The sequence below is a fragment of the Thiobacter subterraneus genome (assembly GCF_055379455.1).
The window spans coordinates 286557-301739 of record NZ_AP042402.1; the positions used below are offsets into that span (position 1 = coordinate 286557).

The 15183-nt window shown below is 68.0% G+C and carries 11 protein-coding genes; 6 read left to right on the top strand and 5 right to left on the bottom strand.

The window, feature by feature from the left end:
* Positions 1-6: 6 nt before the first annotated feature.
* The 3 genes from ligA to smc are packed head-to-tail and all read right to left on the bottom strand — an operon-like array spanning position 7 to position 6695.
* Positions 7-2028 carry an NAD-dependent DNA ligase LigA gene (gene ligA / locus ACZ42P_RS01595; protein ID WP_464898359.1) on the bottom strand — a complete coding sequence of 674 codons (2022 nt, stop codon included), beginning with the start codon at positions 2026-2028 and terminating at the stop codon, positions 7-9.
* A 15-nt stretch (positions 2029-2043) separates the two neighbouring features.
* Positions 2044-3147: a cell division protein ZipA C-terminal FtsZ-binding domain-containing protein gene (locus tag ACZ42P_RS01600; RefSeq protein ID WP_464898360.1), complete on the bottom strand. Its 1104-nt coding sequence runs from the start codon at positions 3145-3147 to the stop codon at positions 2044-2046.
* 32 nt (positions 3148-3179) lie between these two features.
* Positions 3180-6695, bottom strand: coding sequence for a chromosome segregation protein SMC (gene smc / locus ACZ42P_RS01605; protein WP_464898361.1), 3516 nt, complete (start codon positions 6693-6695; stop codon positions 3180-3182).
* 117 nt (positions 6696-6812) lie between these two features.
* Here smc and queF point away from each other — a divergent pair, with 117 nt between their 5' ends.
* The 4 genes from queF to ACZ42P_RS01625 all read left to right on the top strand — a co-directional run bounded on the left by queF (position 6813) and on the right by ACZ42P_RS01625 (position 11716).
* Positions 6813-7232 (top strand): preQ(1) synthase, encoded by a 420-nt coding sequence (gene queF, locus ACZ42P_RS01610; RefSeq protein ID WP_464898362.1) that lies wholly within the window; start codon positions 6813-6815, stop codon positions 7230-7232.
* A 288-nt stretch (positions 7233-7520) separates the two neighbouring features.
* On the top strand, positions 7521-8777 hold the full coding sequence (locus ACZ42P_RS01615) for an FGGY-family carbohydrate kinase (RefSeq protein WP_464898363.1): 1257 nt from the start codon (positions 7521-7523) through the stop codon (positions 8775-8777).
* Positions 8778-8784: 7 nt separating this feature from the next.
* The gene (locus tag ACZ42P_RS01620; protein WP_464898364.1) at positions 8785-9294 is read left to right on the top strand and encodes a PilZ domain-containing protein; all 510 of its coding nucleotides are present in this window, start codon (positions 8785-8787) and stop codon (positions 9292-9294) included.
* Between the two features lie 148 nt (positions 9295-9442).
* Positions 9443-11716 (top strand): TonB-dependent receptor, encoded by a 2274-nt coding sequence (locus ACZ42P_RS01625; protein WP_464898365.1) that lies wholly within the window; start codon positions 9443-9445, stop codon positions 11714-11716.
* On the opposite strand, the gene ACZ42P_RS01630 is transcribed toward ACZ42P_RS01625, so the two are convergent.
* Both ACZ42P_RS01630 and ACZ42P_RS01635 read right to left on the bottom strand, forming a co-directional pair.
* Entirely contained in the window at positions 11700-12080 is a 381-nt protein-coding gene (locus tag ACZ42P_RS01630; RefSeq protein ID WP_464898366.1) for a VOC family protein, read from the bottom strand. The genes ACZ42P_RS01625 and ACZ42P_RS01630 overlap by 17 nt on opposite strands.
* Positions 12077-12967, bottom strand: coding sequence for an EamA family transporter (locus ACZ42P_RS01635; protein WP_464898367.1), 891 nt, complete (start codon positions 12965-12967; stop codon positions 12077-12079). Before ACZ42P_RS01635 ends, ACZ42P_RS01630 begins: the two co-directional genes overlap by 4 nt.
* Positions 12968-13063: 96 nt before the next feature.
* Here ACZ42P_RS01635 and dapC point away from each other — a divergent pair, with 96 nt between their 5' ends.
* Both dapC and dapD read left to right on the top strand, forming a co-directional pair.
* The gene (gene dapC, locus ACZ42P_RS01640; protein WP_464898368.1) at positions 13064-14254 is read left to right on the top strand and encodes a succinyldiaminopimelate transaminase; all 1191 of its coding nucleotides are present in this window, start codon (positions 13064-13066) and stop codon (positions 14252-14254) included.
* 91 nt (positions 14255-14345) lie between these two features.
* Positions 14346-15170 carry a 2,3,4,5-tetrahydropyridine-2,6-dicarboxylate N-succinyltransferase gene (gene dapD, locus ACZ42P_RS01645; protein ID WP_464899346.1) on the top strand — a complete coding sequence of 275 codons (825 nt, stop codon included), beginning with the start codon at positions 14346-14348 and terminating at the stop codon, positions 15168-15170.
* Positions 15171-15183: the final 13 nt, after the last annotated feature.

The window sequence follows — 15183 nt, forward strand, 5'->3', positions numbered from 1 at the left end:
CCTCGCTCAGGTTTCGCCCAGCAGGGCCTTGAGACCGTCCTCGTCCAGCAGGGGGATGCCCAGCGCCTCGGCCCGGGCCAGCTTGCTGCCGGGATCGGCGCCCACCACCACGTAGTCGGTCTTGCTCGACACACTGCCCGTGACCTTGCCGCCGGCGGCCTCGATTTTTTCCTTGGCTTCCTCCCGCGTCCAGTGGGGCAGCGTGCCGGTGAGGACGAAGGTCTTGCCCGCCACGCCGGCCACGGCCGCGCGCTGCCTGGGCCGGCCCTCCTGCCAGCGCACGCCCAGGCGGCGCAGATCGGCGATCACCTGCCGGTTGTGGAGTTCGGCGAAAAACTGGGCGATGCTCTCCGCCACCACCGGCCCCACCTCCGGCACCTGCATGAGCTCTTCCGTGCTGGCATGCATGAGGGGCTCCAGGGCACCGAAGTGACGGGCCAGATCCCGCGCCGTGGCCTCTCCCACGTTGCGGATGCCCAAGGCGTAGATGAAACGCTCGAGCGTGGTGTGCTTGCTTCTTTCGATGGCATCGAGCAGGTTCTGCGCGGATTTCTCGCCCATGCGCTCCAGGCCCGCCAGGGTGGGCAGGTCGAGCCGGTAGAGATCCGCCGGGGTCTTTACCAGTCCCTTGTCCACCAGCTGATCCACCAGCTTTTCGCCCAGGCCTTCGATGTCCATGGCGCGGCGGCTGGCGAAATGGAGCAGGGCCTGCTTGCGCTGGGCGGGACAGTACAGCCCCCCCGAGCAGCGGGCGATGGCCTCGCCTTCCAGACGCACTACCCGGGAGCCGCACACCGGACATTTCTCCGGCATGCGGAAGGGCCGCACGTCCTTGGGGCGCCGCTCCCTGACCACGCTCACCACTTCCGGAATCACGTCGCCCGCGCGGCGCACGATCACGTAGTCGCCGATGTGGATGTCCTTGCGCCGGATTTCGTCCTCGTTGTGGAGGGTGGCATTGGTCACCGTCACGCCGCCCACCTGCACTGGCCTGAGGCGCGCCACCGGCGTGAGTGCGCCGGTGCGTCCCACCTGCACCTCGATGTCCAGGATCTGGGTGATTTCCTCCTCGGGCGGATACTTGTGGGCGATGGCCCAGCGTGGGGCGCGCGCCACGAAGCCCAGCTCCTCCTGGGCGCGCAGGTCGTTCACTTTGTACACCACGCCGTCGATCTCGAACGGAAGACCGGGCCGCCGTCGGCCCATTTCCCGGTAATAGCCCAGAAGCCCCTCCAGGCCCGCCACCACGCGCCGGTCGGCGGTGACCGGGAAATGGAGCTCGGCCAGCCAGTCCAGCACCCCGCTCTGGGTGCGCGGCAGACGCGCCCCCTCCACCGCGCCCAGGGCATAGGCGAAGAAGGTGAGCCGGCGCGAGGCGGTGATGCGGGGATCGAGCTGGCGCAAAGAGCCCGCCGCCGCGTTGCGCGGATTGGCGAATTCCTTCTCCCCCTTTCGTCGCTGCTCGGCATTGAGCTGCTCGAAATCCTGCTTGAGCATGAGCACCTCCCCGCGCACTTCCAGCAGTGCAGGCGGATGGGCCGTGTGCAGGCGCAGGGGAATGGCGGGAATGGTGCGCACGTTGGCGGTGACGTCCTCGCCGGTGGTGCCGTCGCCGCGCGTCGCAGCCGTAGTCAGCAGGCCCTTTTCATAGACCAGGCTGATGGCCAGCCCGTCGAACTTGGGCTCGCAGTTGTATTCCACCTGTGCCTGGCCCAGGCCCTCGCGCACGCGCCGGTCGAAGTTCGCCACGTCCTCGTCGGTGAAGGCGTTGTTGAGGGAGAGCATGGGCACCCGGTGCCTCACCTCGCGAAACTCCGCCGCGGGCGCACCGCCCACGCGCTGGGTGGGCGAGTCCGGTGTCACCAGCTCGGGATGGCGGGCCTCCAGCTCCTGCAGTTCGCGGAACAGGCGGTCGTATTCCGCATCCGGAATCTCGGGCGCGTTGAGGACGTAATACAGGTAATCGTGCCGCGCGATCTCTTCCCGGAGCTTGCGGATCCGTTCGACGATCTCACGCGGCGCGGTCATGGAAGCGCATCCGGCTCAGGAGAACAGGCGCAGGGCCTGGGGACTTCCGGCGGGGATGCCGCGCGCGTCCATCTTCGCGTAAAGGGCAGAGAGCTGCTGCCGGATCCTGGCCACGCCCTCGTCGCTCAGGGGACGCAGATTGTCGTCCACCAGCGTCCCGGGCAGGGTGTCCGCGAGGTGGCGCGCGAACTGCATCATCTGGTCGAACACCCGCAGGCCGTGGGCCACCCGCGGCACGTCGAACAGCAGCGTCACGCCATGGGTGGAAAACTGGCGCAGGGTCTCCGCCTCGAAGGGCGCAGGCTCCTGATTGGCGAGCGCATAGAGGGTGTTGCCCTGCTCATCGCGGTACTGGAAGGTGCCGTCGGCGGCAAGCTGCAGGCCGGCGGCCTCCGCCAGGCCGCGCAGCTTGGTGCCGGGAAAGCTCCCCTGCCCCACCGCCACCACGTTCACACCCACCAGCACGTCCACGTCGGCGCAGAATTCGTCCAGGGCCCGGGCGGCTTCCAGCGTGGGCCCCTTCTCTGGCAGCTGGGCCACGGCCATCAGGCGGGCGGCGGCCTCCTGGGCCTGGTTGAGGAAGCGGTCCAGGGTTTCGGCGGGCACGGCGCCGGCCCGGTCCGCAAGCTGCAGCGCACCCACGACCACCGCGAACTCCGCCGACTCGCGCGCATCGGCCACGTTCAACCACTCCCCCGTGACGGTGCGGCCATACCAGGTGCAGGGCTTGTCCCAGGGCATGTCGGTGGCGAGGGCCGCCTGCACCGCAGCGGCCGTGCGCGGCTCGGCGAGCTCCAGACGCACCACGCAGGCGATGCGGCGGTCCACCTCCGCCGGCCATTCCCTGTCCGCCGCAGCCTGCGCTGGGGCGCCCTCTGTTTCGGCCGGTGCCGGTTCGGTGGGCGCCTCTTCCGCCGGGGCCGAGACGGTGGGTTCGATGCGCGTCCCGGTGACCGCCCCCGCGCCGCGGCCGGCGCCAAACAGGACGTCGTCCCCCTGGGCCTGAAAGCGTTGCTGGGCGAGCTTGCGGAAGCGCCGTTCCTGCCAGGCGTTGTAGGCCACCACGCCGAGGATCACCACCACCCCCAGCGCGAGCAGGCTCAATTGCAGATCGTTCATCGTTGCATCCCCTTCGGCGTGCGGCGCACCGCTTAGGCCACGGCCTTTTGCTGCATCTTCATGGCGTCTTCCACGTCCACCGCCACCACACGCGACACGCCCGGTTCGGGCATGGTGACGCCAATGAGCTGCTGGGCCATTTCCATGGTGATCTTGTTGTGGGTCACGAACAGGAACTGGGTATGCTCGGACATGCGCTTGACCAGTTCGCAGTAGCGCAGGGTGTTGGCGTCGTCCAGGGGCGCGTCCACCTCGTCCAGCAGACAGAACGGCGCCGGATTCAGGCGGAACAGGGAAAACACCAGCGCCAGCGCAGTGAGGGCCTTCTCACCCCCCGAGAGCAGATGCAGGCTGTTGTTGCGCTTGCCCGGCGGCTGGGCCACGATCTGCACCCCGGCATCCAGCAGATTGTCGCCGGTGAGGATGAGCTCGGCGTGCCCGCCGCGGAAGATGGAGGGGAACAGTTCCCTGAAGTAGCCGTTCACCGTGTCGAAGGTCTGCTGCAGGCGCTCGCGGGTCTCCCGGTCGATGCGGGCAATGGCGGTTTCCAGGGTTTCCACGGCCTGGGCCAGGTCGGCGGCCTGCGCGTCCAGATAATTCTTGCGCTCCGTCGCGGCTTCCAGTTCCTCCAGGGCCGCGAGGTTGACCGCTCCCAGCGCCTCGATCTCCTGCTTGAGCCGGCCGATTTCCCGCGCCAGCTGATCGGCCCGCGCACCCTTTGCCACCTGGGCGGCCAGGGCCGCGAGGTCGGCCTGGGCCTCCCGGAGCTGGGCTTCCGCCTGCTCGTTGCTCAGGCGCGCCTCCTGCTCCTTGAGCCGCGCCTGTTCCAGCCGGTCGCGCAGGGGCCCCAGCCGCTGCTCGGCGCTGGCCCGCTCCTGTTCCACCGCCTGCAGGGCCTGGGTGGCCTGACCCAGGGCGTCGCGCGCAGCCGCCTGCAGCGTTTCCGCCTGACGGCGCGCCTCCAGCGCCGCGTCCAGGGCGGCGCGCAGGGGCGCCTCGTCGAGCCCGGCCAGCTCCGCATCCAGGCGTGTCAGTTCCGCCGCGAGCCGCTCCGCCTCGTCCCGGGACAGGCGCAGCAAATTCTCCAGCTCCGCCACCTTGGCCGCACAGCTGCGTTCGCCGAACACGGCCTCCTGGGCCGCGCGTTCCACTTCCCCCAGCCGGCTGCGCTGGCGGTTCAGGGCCTCTTCGGCTTCGTCCCGGGCGTGCTTGGCATCCTGCAGGTGTTCCAGCAGTTCCTCCATGCGCAGGCGCAGTTCCCGCAGGGCCTTGGCGCTCGCCTGTTTCTGTTCCTGTTCCCGCTCGATGGCGCTGCGCACTTCCGCGAGCTCCCGTTCGATGGCCTGGGAACGCTGGTGGGCCTGGGCTTCGAGCTGGGCGAGCTTCTGGACCTCCAGCTGGAGCTGATGCAGATCCTGCTGCATGCGGCTGATGTCGGCCTGTCGCGCGGCCATTTCCGCCTTGTGGGCGGCGAGCCGGGCTTCCGCCTGTTCCACGGCCTCCTCCAGCTCGCCCTGGCGCGCACGCCGGGTTTCGATCTCCTGGGTGAGCTGCTCGATCTCGCGCTGCCGCAGCAGCACCCCGTGCAGGGCCGACTGCTCGCCGTGAAAGCTCAGGCCGTGGCGGGTGATCACGTGACCGGCCTGGCAGACGATGGCTTCGCCCGGCGCAAGGCGCTCGCGCAGGGCCAGGGCCTCGGCGCAGTCGGCCACGGCATAGACGCCGGTGAGCCAGTCCGCGAGGCAACCGCCGCCTTCCCCTTTCCAGCGCACGTACCGGGACAGCGGGGTGAGATCGGACCGGGGGCTTGCCCCAGCGCCGGCGGCCGTTTCCGCCAGCACCACCGCGGCGGGGGGAAGATCGGCCAGCCACGCGCCGGCCCGCGTCACGTCTTCCACCACCAGCGCGTGCACGCGCTCGCGCAGCACGCCTTCCAGCGCCACGTCCCAGCCGTTGGCAATGTCCAGCTTCTGCCAGAGGCGGGCGAGGTGATCGAGGCCGTGGCGGGCGAGCCATTCGGCGAGCTTCTCGTCCTGATCGGCGGCGGCCTGCAGCTGTTCCAGGGCCTGCCGGCGTGCTTCCAGCGCCGCCAGCTCGCGCACGCCCTCCTGGACCCTGCGCTGGGCTTCGCGCACATTACGCTCCAGATCCGGCTGGCGCTGGTGCATGTCGGCATAGGTCCGGCGCGCTTCCTCGAGCACCCGGGCGGCGGCCTCCGCCTCCCCCCGCAGGCGCGCGAGGCGTTCGGAATCCGGCACCTGCAGCCGGCTGCGCTCGTCCTCCAGACGGCTCAAGCGCAGGTTCAGCTGTTCCAGCGCCTTTTCCGCATGGGCGTAATGGGTCTCCTCCACGCGGCGGTTCTGCTCGGCATCCGTGAGGCTGCGCTGCAGCTCGCCGTGGCGCTGTTGGGCGGCCTCGAACACCGCGCGGGCTTCGGGCAGCGCCGCCTTTTCCGTGGCGACCACCTCCTCGGCACGGGCCACGGCCTCCCGTGCGGCGACCAGCTTCTCCCGCCAGTCCGCCAGCTCCGCCTCGGCTTGCTCCTGACGGGCCCGGCTGTGCGCCAGCTGCTCCACGAGGTGTGCCCGCTGCTGGGTCATGCGGCTGCGGCTGTCGCGCTGGTGCTCCAGTTGCTGCTCGATCCTCGCCACTTCGCTGTTGGCCGCGTACACCTGACTCTGGACCTCGTGCAGGCGGTCGCTCGCCTGGTAGTGGGCGGCCCGCGCCTCCTCGAGCCGGGCCTCGGCTTCGCGCAGGTGTGCGGTCTCCGCCTCCAGTTCGTTCACCAGGCGCTCCACTTCGCGCGCCATGCGTTCCCAGAGCGCCTGGGCCTCCTGCTTGCGCAGAAACCAGAGCATGTGCTGGGCAGCGGTCAGCTGGTCGTTGAGGGCGTGGTACTGGCGGGCCACCTCGGCCTGGGCGGCGAGTTTTTCCAGCTGGCCGGCGAGTTCCTGGCGGATGTCATCCACACGCAGCAGGTTCTCCCGCGTATCGCGCAGGCGCAGCTCGGTCTCGCGCCGGCGTTCCTTGTAGATCGAGACACCCGCCGCTTCTTCCAAGAACACGCGCAGTTCCTCCGGCTTGGCTTCCACCACGCGGGAGATCATGCCCTGCTCGATGATGGCGTAGGCGCGCGCGCCCAGGCCGGTGCCCAGGAACATGTCGGTCACGTCCCGCCGCCGCACGTGCATGTTGTTGATGTAGTAATTGGAATCGCCGTTGCGGTCGAGCACCCGCTTGACGGAAATTTCGGCATAGGCCGACCACTGGCCATGGGCACGGCCCAGACTGTTGTCGAACACGAGCTCCACGCTGGCGCGGGAGACCGGCTTGCGGCCGCCGGAGCCGTTGAACAGGACGTCCTGCATGGACTCGCCACGCAGATGCTTGGCGGAGGATTCCCCCAGGACCCAGCGCACGGCATCGATGACGTTGGACTTGCCGCAGCCGTTGGGGCCGACGATGCCGATGAGCTGTCCGGGAACGTGGATGGTGGTGGGATCGACGAAGGACTTGAAGCCCGCCAGCTTGATGTGGGTCAGTCGCACGGATGTCTTGTTCTCGATCGGGGAAGCGCGTCGCGCGCCTCGTGGTGATGGTGGGCGGCGCGGAGGCCGCCGCGGGATGGCGTATAATTCTACCCCAATTCCCGCGAGATTCGATCCATGCCCAGCCAGCCCTCCAAGTCCCTGGAAACCTTCGACAATCCTTATTCGGACCGGGACTACCACATCCACATGGAAATTCCGGAATTTACCTGCCTCTGTCCCAAGACCGGGCAGCCGGACTTCGCGACCCTCTTCCTCGACTACATCCCGGACCGCAAGTGCGTGGAGCTCAAGAGCCTCAAGCTCTATATCTGGTCCTACCGCAACGAGGGCGCGTTCCACGAGGCCGTCACCAACCGCATCCTGGACGACCTGGTCGCGGCCACCCAGCCCCGTTTCATGCGGCTGACGGCGAAGTTCTACGTGCGCGGCGGGATTTTCACCAACGTGGTGGCGGAACACCGGCAGCCCGGCTGGCAGCCGCAGCCCGTGGTGGAGCTCACCGCCTTCCCACCCCAGTCCAACATTCGGGGCTGAAGCGCCCGCCACGGCGGCTCGCCCGGGCGACCGCCGCCGCAGGGGCCTGCCCGAAAAAAACGGCCGCCCTGCCCGGATCAACGACAGCAGGGGGTGACAGTGCCATTACGGGATGGGTACTGCGATCAAAGCGGGCCCGAATGCCGTCCGCCGCGCAGGAAACGAGCCCATGCGAGAAGCGCCGCGCCATCCAGCCATCTGTCCCCTTTGGCGGCAATTTGTCTGCCGTGTTTTCCCGGTTCGCGTTACTATACTGGCTTAATTTAACAAGAAAAGAACATTGGCGTAATGAGCAACGATCTTTCCCTGGGCCTGGATTTCGGCACCAGCGGCGCCCGGGCGTGCGTCATCGACGAGGGAGGACGCGTCCTGGCCCGGGCCCATGCCCTCTACGACGTGCACGACTGGATGAGCTGGTTGAAGGCGCTCGCCTGGCTGGTGGCGGAACTGCCCAAGAACGTGCGGCACCGGCTCGGCGCCATTGCAGTGGCGGGCACCTCGGGAACCGTGCTGCTCACGGACGCCACCAACCGGCCCCTCACCGCGCCCCTGCTCTACAACGATGACCGCGCCCGGGAGGAGGCCGAGCGCATTCGCGCCGTGGCCCCCGCCGGCCATGCGGCGGCCATGGCCAGTTCCGCCCTCGCCAAGCTGCTGTGGCTGCGTGCCCAGCCCGGTACCGCGCGTGCCCGCTATTGCACGGACCAGGCGAGCTGGCTTGCGGCCATGCTCACCGGCCGTCCGGGCCTGAGCGATTACCACAACGCCCTCAAGCTGGGATACGACGTGGAAAACCTCAGCTGGCCCGACTGGGTGCGGGGCTTGGGCATCGCCTCCCTCCTGCCGCGGGTGGTCGCCCCGGGGGAGAGCCTGGGCATGGTGCCCCTGGAAGTGGCGGTGAAGCTGGACATCCCGGACGACTGCCTGGTGCGCGCGGGCACCACGGACAGCATCGCGGCCTTCATGGCGGCGGGCGCCTCGGAGAATGGCGACGGCGTGACCTCCCTCGGTTCCACCCTGGCGCTGAAGCTGCTCTCCGCGCGCCCGGTCCAGGATGCCGACAGCGGCGTGTACAGTCACCGCTATGGCAGCCGCTGGCTCGCGGGCGGGGCCTCCAACACCGGTGGCGCGGTGCTGCGCCAGTTCTTCGACGACCGGCGGCTGGCCGAGCTGTCGGAAAGCATCGATCCCAACGTGCCCAGCGGGCTCGACTACTATCCCCTGCTCGCGCCCGGTGAGCGTTTCCCCGTCAACGACCCCAACCTCCCGCCGCGGATGGAACCGCGCCCCGAGGACGACGTCCGTTTCCTGCAGGGGCTTCTGGAAGGCATTGCCCGCATCGAGGCGCAGGGCTACCGGCGGCTGGTGGCGCTGGGCGCCAGCCCCCTGCGGCGGGTGTACACCACCGGCGGCGGGGCACGCAACGCCGCCTGGACGGCGATCCGCGCGCGTTTGCTGGGCGTGCCGGTCACCGCGGCGCGCCACACCGAGGCTGCCTACGGTGCGGCACGCCTGGCCCAGCAGGGCACGCGCCTGTTGGCTTGAGACCGGCGTGGAAACGGGCGTCACCCTCGAGCTCAGCCTGCCGCTGGCCTTCACGCCCCAGGCCTCCTTCAGTCCCCAGCAGCTCGCCGAGTGGATGCGGGACAACGTCACCCTGCTGCAGGCCCTTGCCAGCCTGGAATCCGCCCGGGAACGGGACGGCGACGGCGGCGATCCCGCCCTGGCGCGGCTGGAAGCCAAGGTCGATCTCGCCCTCCAGCTGATTGCTGAGCTCCTGCGGCGCGAAGCGCGCCTGCCCGATCCCACCGCGGTCAGCCTGAGCAGCAGTGGGCTGTCCTGGCACGGCAGCGCGCCCCTGCACAGCACCGGGGTGGTCGCACTCTATCTTTCGCCCCGTCTGCCCTGGCCCCTCATGCTGCCGGTGCAAATCACCGGGGTCGCAGGCGAGCGCGTGCAGGCGCGCCTCCTGCACCTGGACGAGGACAGCCAGACCTGGCTCGACCGCACGCTCTTCCGCCATCACCGGCGCAGTGTCCAGGCACGGGGCCGCACCGCCTGACTCCCCGCCCGACGATGCCTTGCAGAGGCGCTCCCATCAGGCCCCGCACCGGTACGCGACCCCGGGTGCGACACTGTGCCGCATTCCGCGCCGCAAGCGCCCCTTCTACACTCGCGCCTGTTCTCGCAACGTTAGGACAGGAGCAACCATGCCCGAGCCTTCCGCCCCCCGTCTGCTGGCCTTCCTCGTCGCCGGCCTGTTTCCCGCCGTCCACGCCCCGGCCCACGCAGCAGACACGCGCCTGCCCACCCTGGAGGTCACGGCCACACCCCTTGCCGAGCCGGCGCAGACACGCCTGAGCGGTGACGCCCTGGCAGCCTCCGCGGCCGCGAGCCGGGACACTGCACGGCTGTTGAGCGAACTGCCCGGGTTCTCCCTGAATCCTGCCGGCGGCATTTCCGGCCTGCCGGCCTATCACGGGCTGGCGGATGACCGGCTGCGGCTGACGGTGGATGGGGCCGACCTCATCGCCAGCTGTCCCAACCACATGAATGCGCCGCTGTCCTATGTGGATCCCGGCCAGATCCACGAAATCCGCGTCTATTCCGGCATTGCGCCGGTCTCCGCCGGCGGCGACAGCCTGGGTCCGGTGGTGCAGGTGGAAACCCGCGGCCCCGAATTCGCCAAGACCGGGGAACGCCTGGTCAAGGGCCGCGTGGGCGCAAACTACGGCTCCAACGCCAATGCCCGCGGCGTCAACGCCTCGGCCGTGCTGGCCAATGACAGCCTGTCTTTGAGCTACACCGGCGCGGCGAGCCAGGCCGACAACTACACCGCGGGCGGTGAGTTCAAGACCTATGATTTCACCGGCCGGCTCGGCCACACCCTGCCGCGGGACGAAGTGGGCTCGACTGCCTACAAGGCCGTGAACCACCAGCTGGGAATGGGCTGGAAAAGCGGCGAGCACCTGCTGGAGGCGAAGTTCGCCTTCCAGGACGTGCCCTACCAGCTCTATCCCAACCAGCGCATGGACATGCTGGACAACACCGAGCACCGGGCCAGCCTGCGCTACCGGGGACGCTTCGGCTGGGGTGAGCTGGAGGCGCGCCTGTACCGGCAGACGGTCGACCACTACATGGATTTTGGGCCGGACAAGCGGTTTTATTACGGCACGGCCTCCGGGGGCGGCAGTGCAGTAAATGGCACGGCCTGCAGTCCGATCAGCCCCAGCTGTGCCTGGGGCATGCCCATGTACACCGAAAGCCGCACCACCGGTGGCAGCGTGAAAGCCGACGTGGCACTGGCCGCGCGCGACCTGCTGCGGGTGGGGGCAGAGTTCCAGCGCTACCGGCTCGACGACTGGTGGCCGCCTTCAGGCGCGGGCATGTGGCCCGGCAGCTTTTGGAACATCAACGACGGCCAGCGTGACCGCACAGGCGTGTTTGGCGAATGGGAACGCAAGTGGAATGGTCAATGGAAGACCCTGGCGGGACTGCGCTACGAGCATGTGAGGGCCGATACCGGGCCGGTGGTGGGATACAACCCGGCTGGCATGGGCAATCAGGGGCGTGACGCGAGCCTGTTCAACGCCATTGATCACAAGCGCACCTTCAACAACTGGGATGTGTCCCTGATCGCCCGCTACACGCCAGGCGCCACCCGGGACATCGAGTTCGGCTTTGCCCGCAAGACCCGCGCGCCGAGCCTCTACGAGCTCTATCCCTGGTCCACCTGGTCCATGGCCGCGGTGATGAACAACTTCGTGGGCGATGGCAACGGCTACATCGGCAATCCGGACCTGAAGGCGGAGAAGGCCCACACCGTCTCCGCCACCCTCGACTGGCACGCGCCCGACCGCGCCTGGGAATTCAAGGCCACCCCCTACTATAGCCGCGTGACGGACTACATCGACGCCATCCAGTGGAACGCGACGGCGAATGCCCCGGCCACCACGCTGGCCACCAACCAGTTCGTCACCCTCCGATACGTCAACCAGACGGCGCGCCTCTATGGCCTGGATCTTTCGGGCAAACTGCCGCTCGCGCACAACACCCTGGGCGACTGGGGTTTGAAGGGCGTGCTGGGTTACACCCGGGGCAAGAACCTGGATACCGGCGACGACCTGTACAACATCATGCCCCTCAACGCCAGGCTCAGCCTGACCCAGAAGCTCGGACACTGGAACAACGGTATCGAGGTGGTGGCGGTGCGTCGCAAGGACGCGGTCTCCGACGTGCGCAACGAAATGAAGACGCCGGGCTACGGTCTGGTCAACCTGCGCGCCTCCTACACATGGAAGCAGGCACGGCTGGACTTTGGGGTGGAAAACCTGTTCGACCGGCTCTACTACCTGCCCACCGGCGGTGCCTACCTGGGCCAGGGCACCACCATGGCCATCAACCCTGCGACCCAGCCGAAATGGGGGACGCCGGTACCGGGCATGGGACGCAATTTCTACGCGGGTCTCACCCTGGATTTCTGACTTCGATGAACTCCAGCGCGTTGCCGTCCGGGTCGCGGCAGAACACTGCCGGGCGGCCCGAGCGGCTGGCGGTGTAGGCGACGCCGGCGGCAGCCAGCGCCTGCTTCAGTCCTTCCAGGTCATCCACCGCCAGCGCCACGTGCCGGTCCCGCCCGCCATGGGCGGGGCGTCCCGTCACCGGGTCCGGATTGGGCAGCAGCATCAGATGGAGCTGCTGGCTGCCCACGTCATACCACACGCCGGGATAGCCCAGATCAGGACGCAGCGGGCTGGGAACGAGACCCAGCGTCCCTTCGTAGAAGGCGCGGGCCCGGGCGAGATCCGCCACCAGCAGGGACGCGTGCAGGATGGCCCGGATGCTCACGGACGCTCCGATGCGGGTTTGGGTTGCATGTGGCCGGACAGCAGGCTGGCGGCGACGATCATGGCACCGCCGATCCAGTCCCGCAGCGCGAGCTTCTCGTCCACCAGAAACCACGCGGCCACCGCGGCCACCACCAGCTCGAACAGCAGAATCACGATGGCCTGGTTGGCGGGCGTGTGGGTGAGACCATACTGCATCACCGCCGTCACGCCACACATGAGCAGACCCAGCCCTGCCACCAGCGGCCCATGTTCCAGCGCCGTGGCCGCGACGGGCAGGTCCGGTGCCCCCTGCAACAACGCCACGATCAGCGCCACCACGACCACGCCACTCCAGACCGAAAGCGACTTGGCCGCCACCGACAGGGCCTGTGCCCTGCGGCTCAGCACATTGGAACAGGCGAAGGCGAAACCGGCGGAAAGGCCCAGCCATTCCGCGCCGTTCTTCGGCCAGGGCAGGCCCATGTCCGGGTGCCAGAGCATGATGAGCGCCCCGGCAAGCGACAGGGCGATCACGCCGTAGCCCGCAAGCAGCAGACGCTCACCCAGCAACAGCCGCGACAGCAGAACCGTCCACAGGGGGGCGAGGTAGAAAAGGAGCAACACCCGCACCACCTCGCCGTGGATCACCCCCAGCACGTAGGCCAGATTGGCCCAGCCGGCGGCAAGTCCGATGCCCAGCAACAGCGCCGTGCCCACCCGAAACTCGCGCCACGCGCGCCAGGTAAACGGCAGCCCCAGCACCAGGGCGATGAGGAAGATGGTGAGAATGGCCGACGGCCCCGCGAGCCCGGCCTGCTCCAGCAGCCGCAGGGGATACCAGACCAGACCCCAGGTGGTGGCGCCGGCCAGCAGGCCGCCAATGGCGAGCGGTTTGGCTTTGGTCACGGTGTGGTCGCCCCTTATAATCCGGTTCTTTGCTGCGTGCCGCCTGCCAGCCCCTGTCTGGCGGGTCTTCCTGCGAGCGTTCCCCAGGAGCGTGTGTTGAATCCCGATCTCGCCAAACTCAAGCCCTACCCGTTCCAGCGTCTGCGCACTTTGCTGCATGGGCTCACGCCGCCCGCGGATTGTACCCCGATCAATCTGTCCATCGGCGAGCCCAAGCATCCCACGCCGGCCTTCATCCGCCAGGCCCTGGTGCAACATCTCGACGGACTGTCCGGCTATCCCGCCACCCAGGGCATGGACGAGCTTCGGCTTGCCATCGCCCACTGGCTGGAAAAACGTTATGCCCTGCCCTACCTCAACCCCCAGACCCAGGTGCTGCCGGTGCTGGGCAGCCGTGAGGCCCTGTTCGCCTTCGCGCAGGTGATCGTGGACCGGGGCCGGCGGCCGGTGGTGATCTCACCCAACCCCTTCTACCAGATCTACGAAGGGGCCGCCCTGCTGGCAGGCGCGGAGCCCTACTATCTCAACACCACGCCGGAGAACGGCTTCCGCATGGATCTGCGCCAGGTTCCGGAGCACATCCTGGAACGCACCCAGTTGATCTACGTGTGCTCCCCGGGCAATCCCACGGGCAGGGTCCTGAGCATGGACGACTGGCGTGAGCTGTTCGAGCTGTCCGACCGCTACGGCTTCGTCATCGCGGCCGACGAGTGTTATTCGGAGATCTACTTCGACGAGTCGGCTCCGCCCCTTGGGGCGCTGCAAGCGGCACATCGCCTGGGACGGCGGGACTTCGTCAATCTCGTGGTGTTCAGCAGCCTGTCCAAGCGCTCCAACGTGCCGGGCATGCGTTCCGGCTTCGTCGCCGGGGATGCCGAGATCCTGGAAAAATTCCTGCTCTACCGCACCTATCACGGCTGCGCCATGAGCCCCACCGTCCAGCATGCCAGCGCCGCCGCCTGGCGCGACGAAACCCATGTCGCGGAAAACCGCCGCCTCTACCGCGCCAAGTTCGAAGACTTCCGCGCCATCCTCGGCGACGCGCTGCCCCTTGCCCTGCCCGACGCCGCCTTTTACTACTGGGTACGCACACCCATTGGGGACACGGCCTTCGCCCAAGGGTTGTACCGCGAATATAATGTCACGGTTTTGCCCGGCAGCTTCCTCGCGCGCGAGGCCCATGGCGTAAATCCCGGCGCGAATTTCGTACGCATCGCGCTGGTGGCCTCGGAGGCGGAGTGCCGCGAGGCCGCCAGGCGTATCAGGGAATTCGTGAAAGGCCTTTGAAAGTGACGGCACAGGAGACGCCGGGGAAAGCCGGTCAGTCCCTGTGACGTTGCGTCTTCGCGTTGAAAACCGCCAATCGAAAGGATCCTCCATCATGCAGGAACTGCAAAGCATCATCGACGAAGCCTACGAGCGCCGCGCCGACATCACGCCGCGCACGGTGGACGCCAAGACCAAGGAAGCGGTGAACACGGTGATCGACCATCTCGACCGTGGCACGCTGCGCGTGGCGGAGAAAATCGACGGCCAGTGGGTCACCCACCAGTGGATCAAGAAGGCGGTGCTGCTGTCCTTTCGCATGGAGGACAACTTCTTCATCAAGGGTGGGTTCACCAACTACTTCGACAAGATTCCCTCCAAGTTCGCCGACTACAACTCCCGGGATTTTCGTGAAGGGGGCTTCCGCGTGGTGCCGCCCGCCGCGGCGCGGCGCGGCGCCTACATCGCGAAGAATGTGGTGCTCATGCCGTCCTACGTGAACATCGGCGCCTACGTGGACGAAGGCACCATGGTGGACACCTGGGCCACGGTGGGTTCCTGTGCCCAGATCGGCAAAAACGTGCATCTGTCGGGCGGTGTCGGCATCGGTGGCGTGCTGGAACCGGTGCAGGCCAACCCCACCATCATCGGCGACAACTGCTTCATCGGTGCCCGTTCGGAGATCGTCGAGGGCGTGGTGGTGGAAGACAATTGCGTCATCTCCATGGGCGTCTACATCGGCCAGAGCACCAAGATCTACGACCGTGAGACCGGCGAGATCCACTACGGGCGCGTGCCCGCCGGCTCGGTGGTGGTGTCCGGCAGCCTGCCTTCCAAGGATGGCAAGTACAGCCTCTACTGCGCGGTGATCGTAAAAAAGGTGGACGAGAAGACCCGCAGCAAGGTGGGCATCAACGAGCTGCTGCGGGGCGTCTGAAAGCGAAAGCCTT

Bases quoted from the DNA above. Each gene is read 5' to 3' on its own strand.
- ACZ42P_RS01615 (WP_464898363.1), top strand. From the start codon at position 7,521: ATGAGCAACGATCTTTCCCTGGGCCTGGATTTCGGCACCAGCGGCGCC.
- ACZ42P_RS01625 (WP_464898365.1), top strand. From the start codon at position 9,443: ATGCCCGAGCCTTCCGCCCCCCGTCTGCTGGCCTTCCTCGTCGCCGGC.
- ligA (WP_464898359.1), bottom strand. From the start codon at position 2,028: ATGACCGCGCCGCGTGAGATCGTCGAACGGATCCGCAAGCTCCGGGAA.
- queF (WP_464898362.1), top strand. From the start codon at position 6,813: ATGCCCAGCCAGCCCTCCAAGTCCCTGGAAACCTTCGACAATCCTTAT.
- ACZ42P_RS01600 (WP_464898360.1), bottom strand. From the start codon at position 3,147: ATGAACGATCTGCAATTGAGCCTGCTCGCGCTGGGGGTGGTGGTGATC.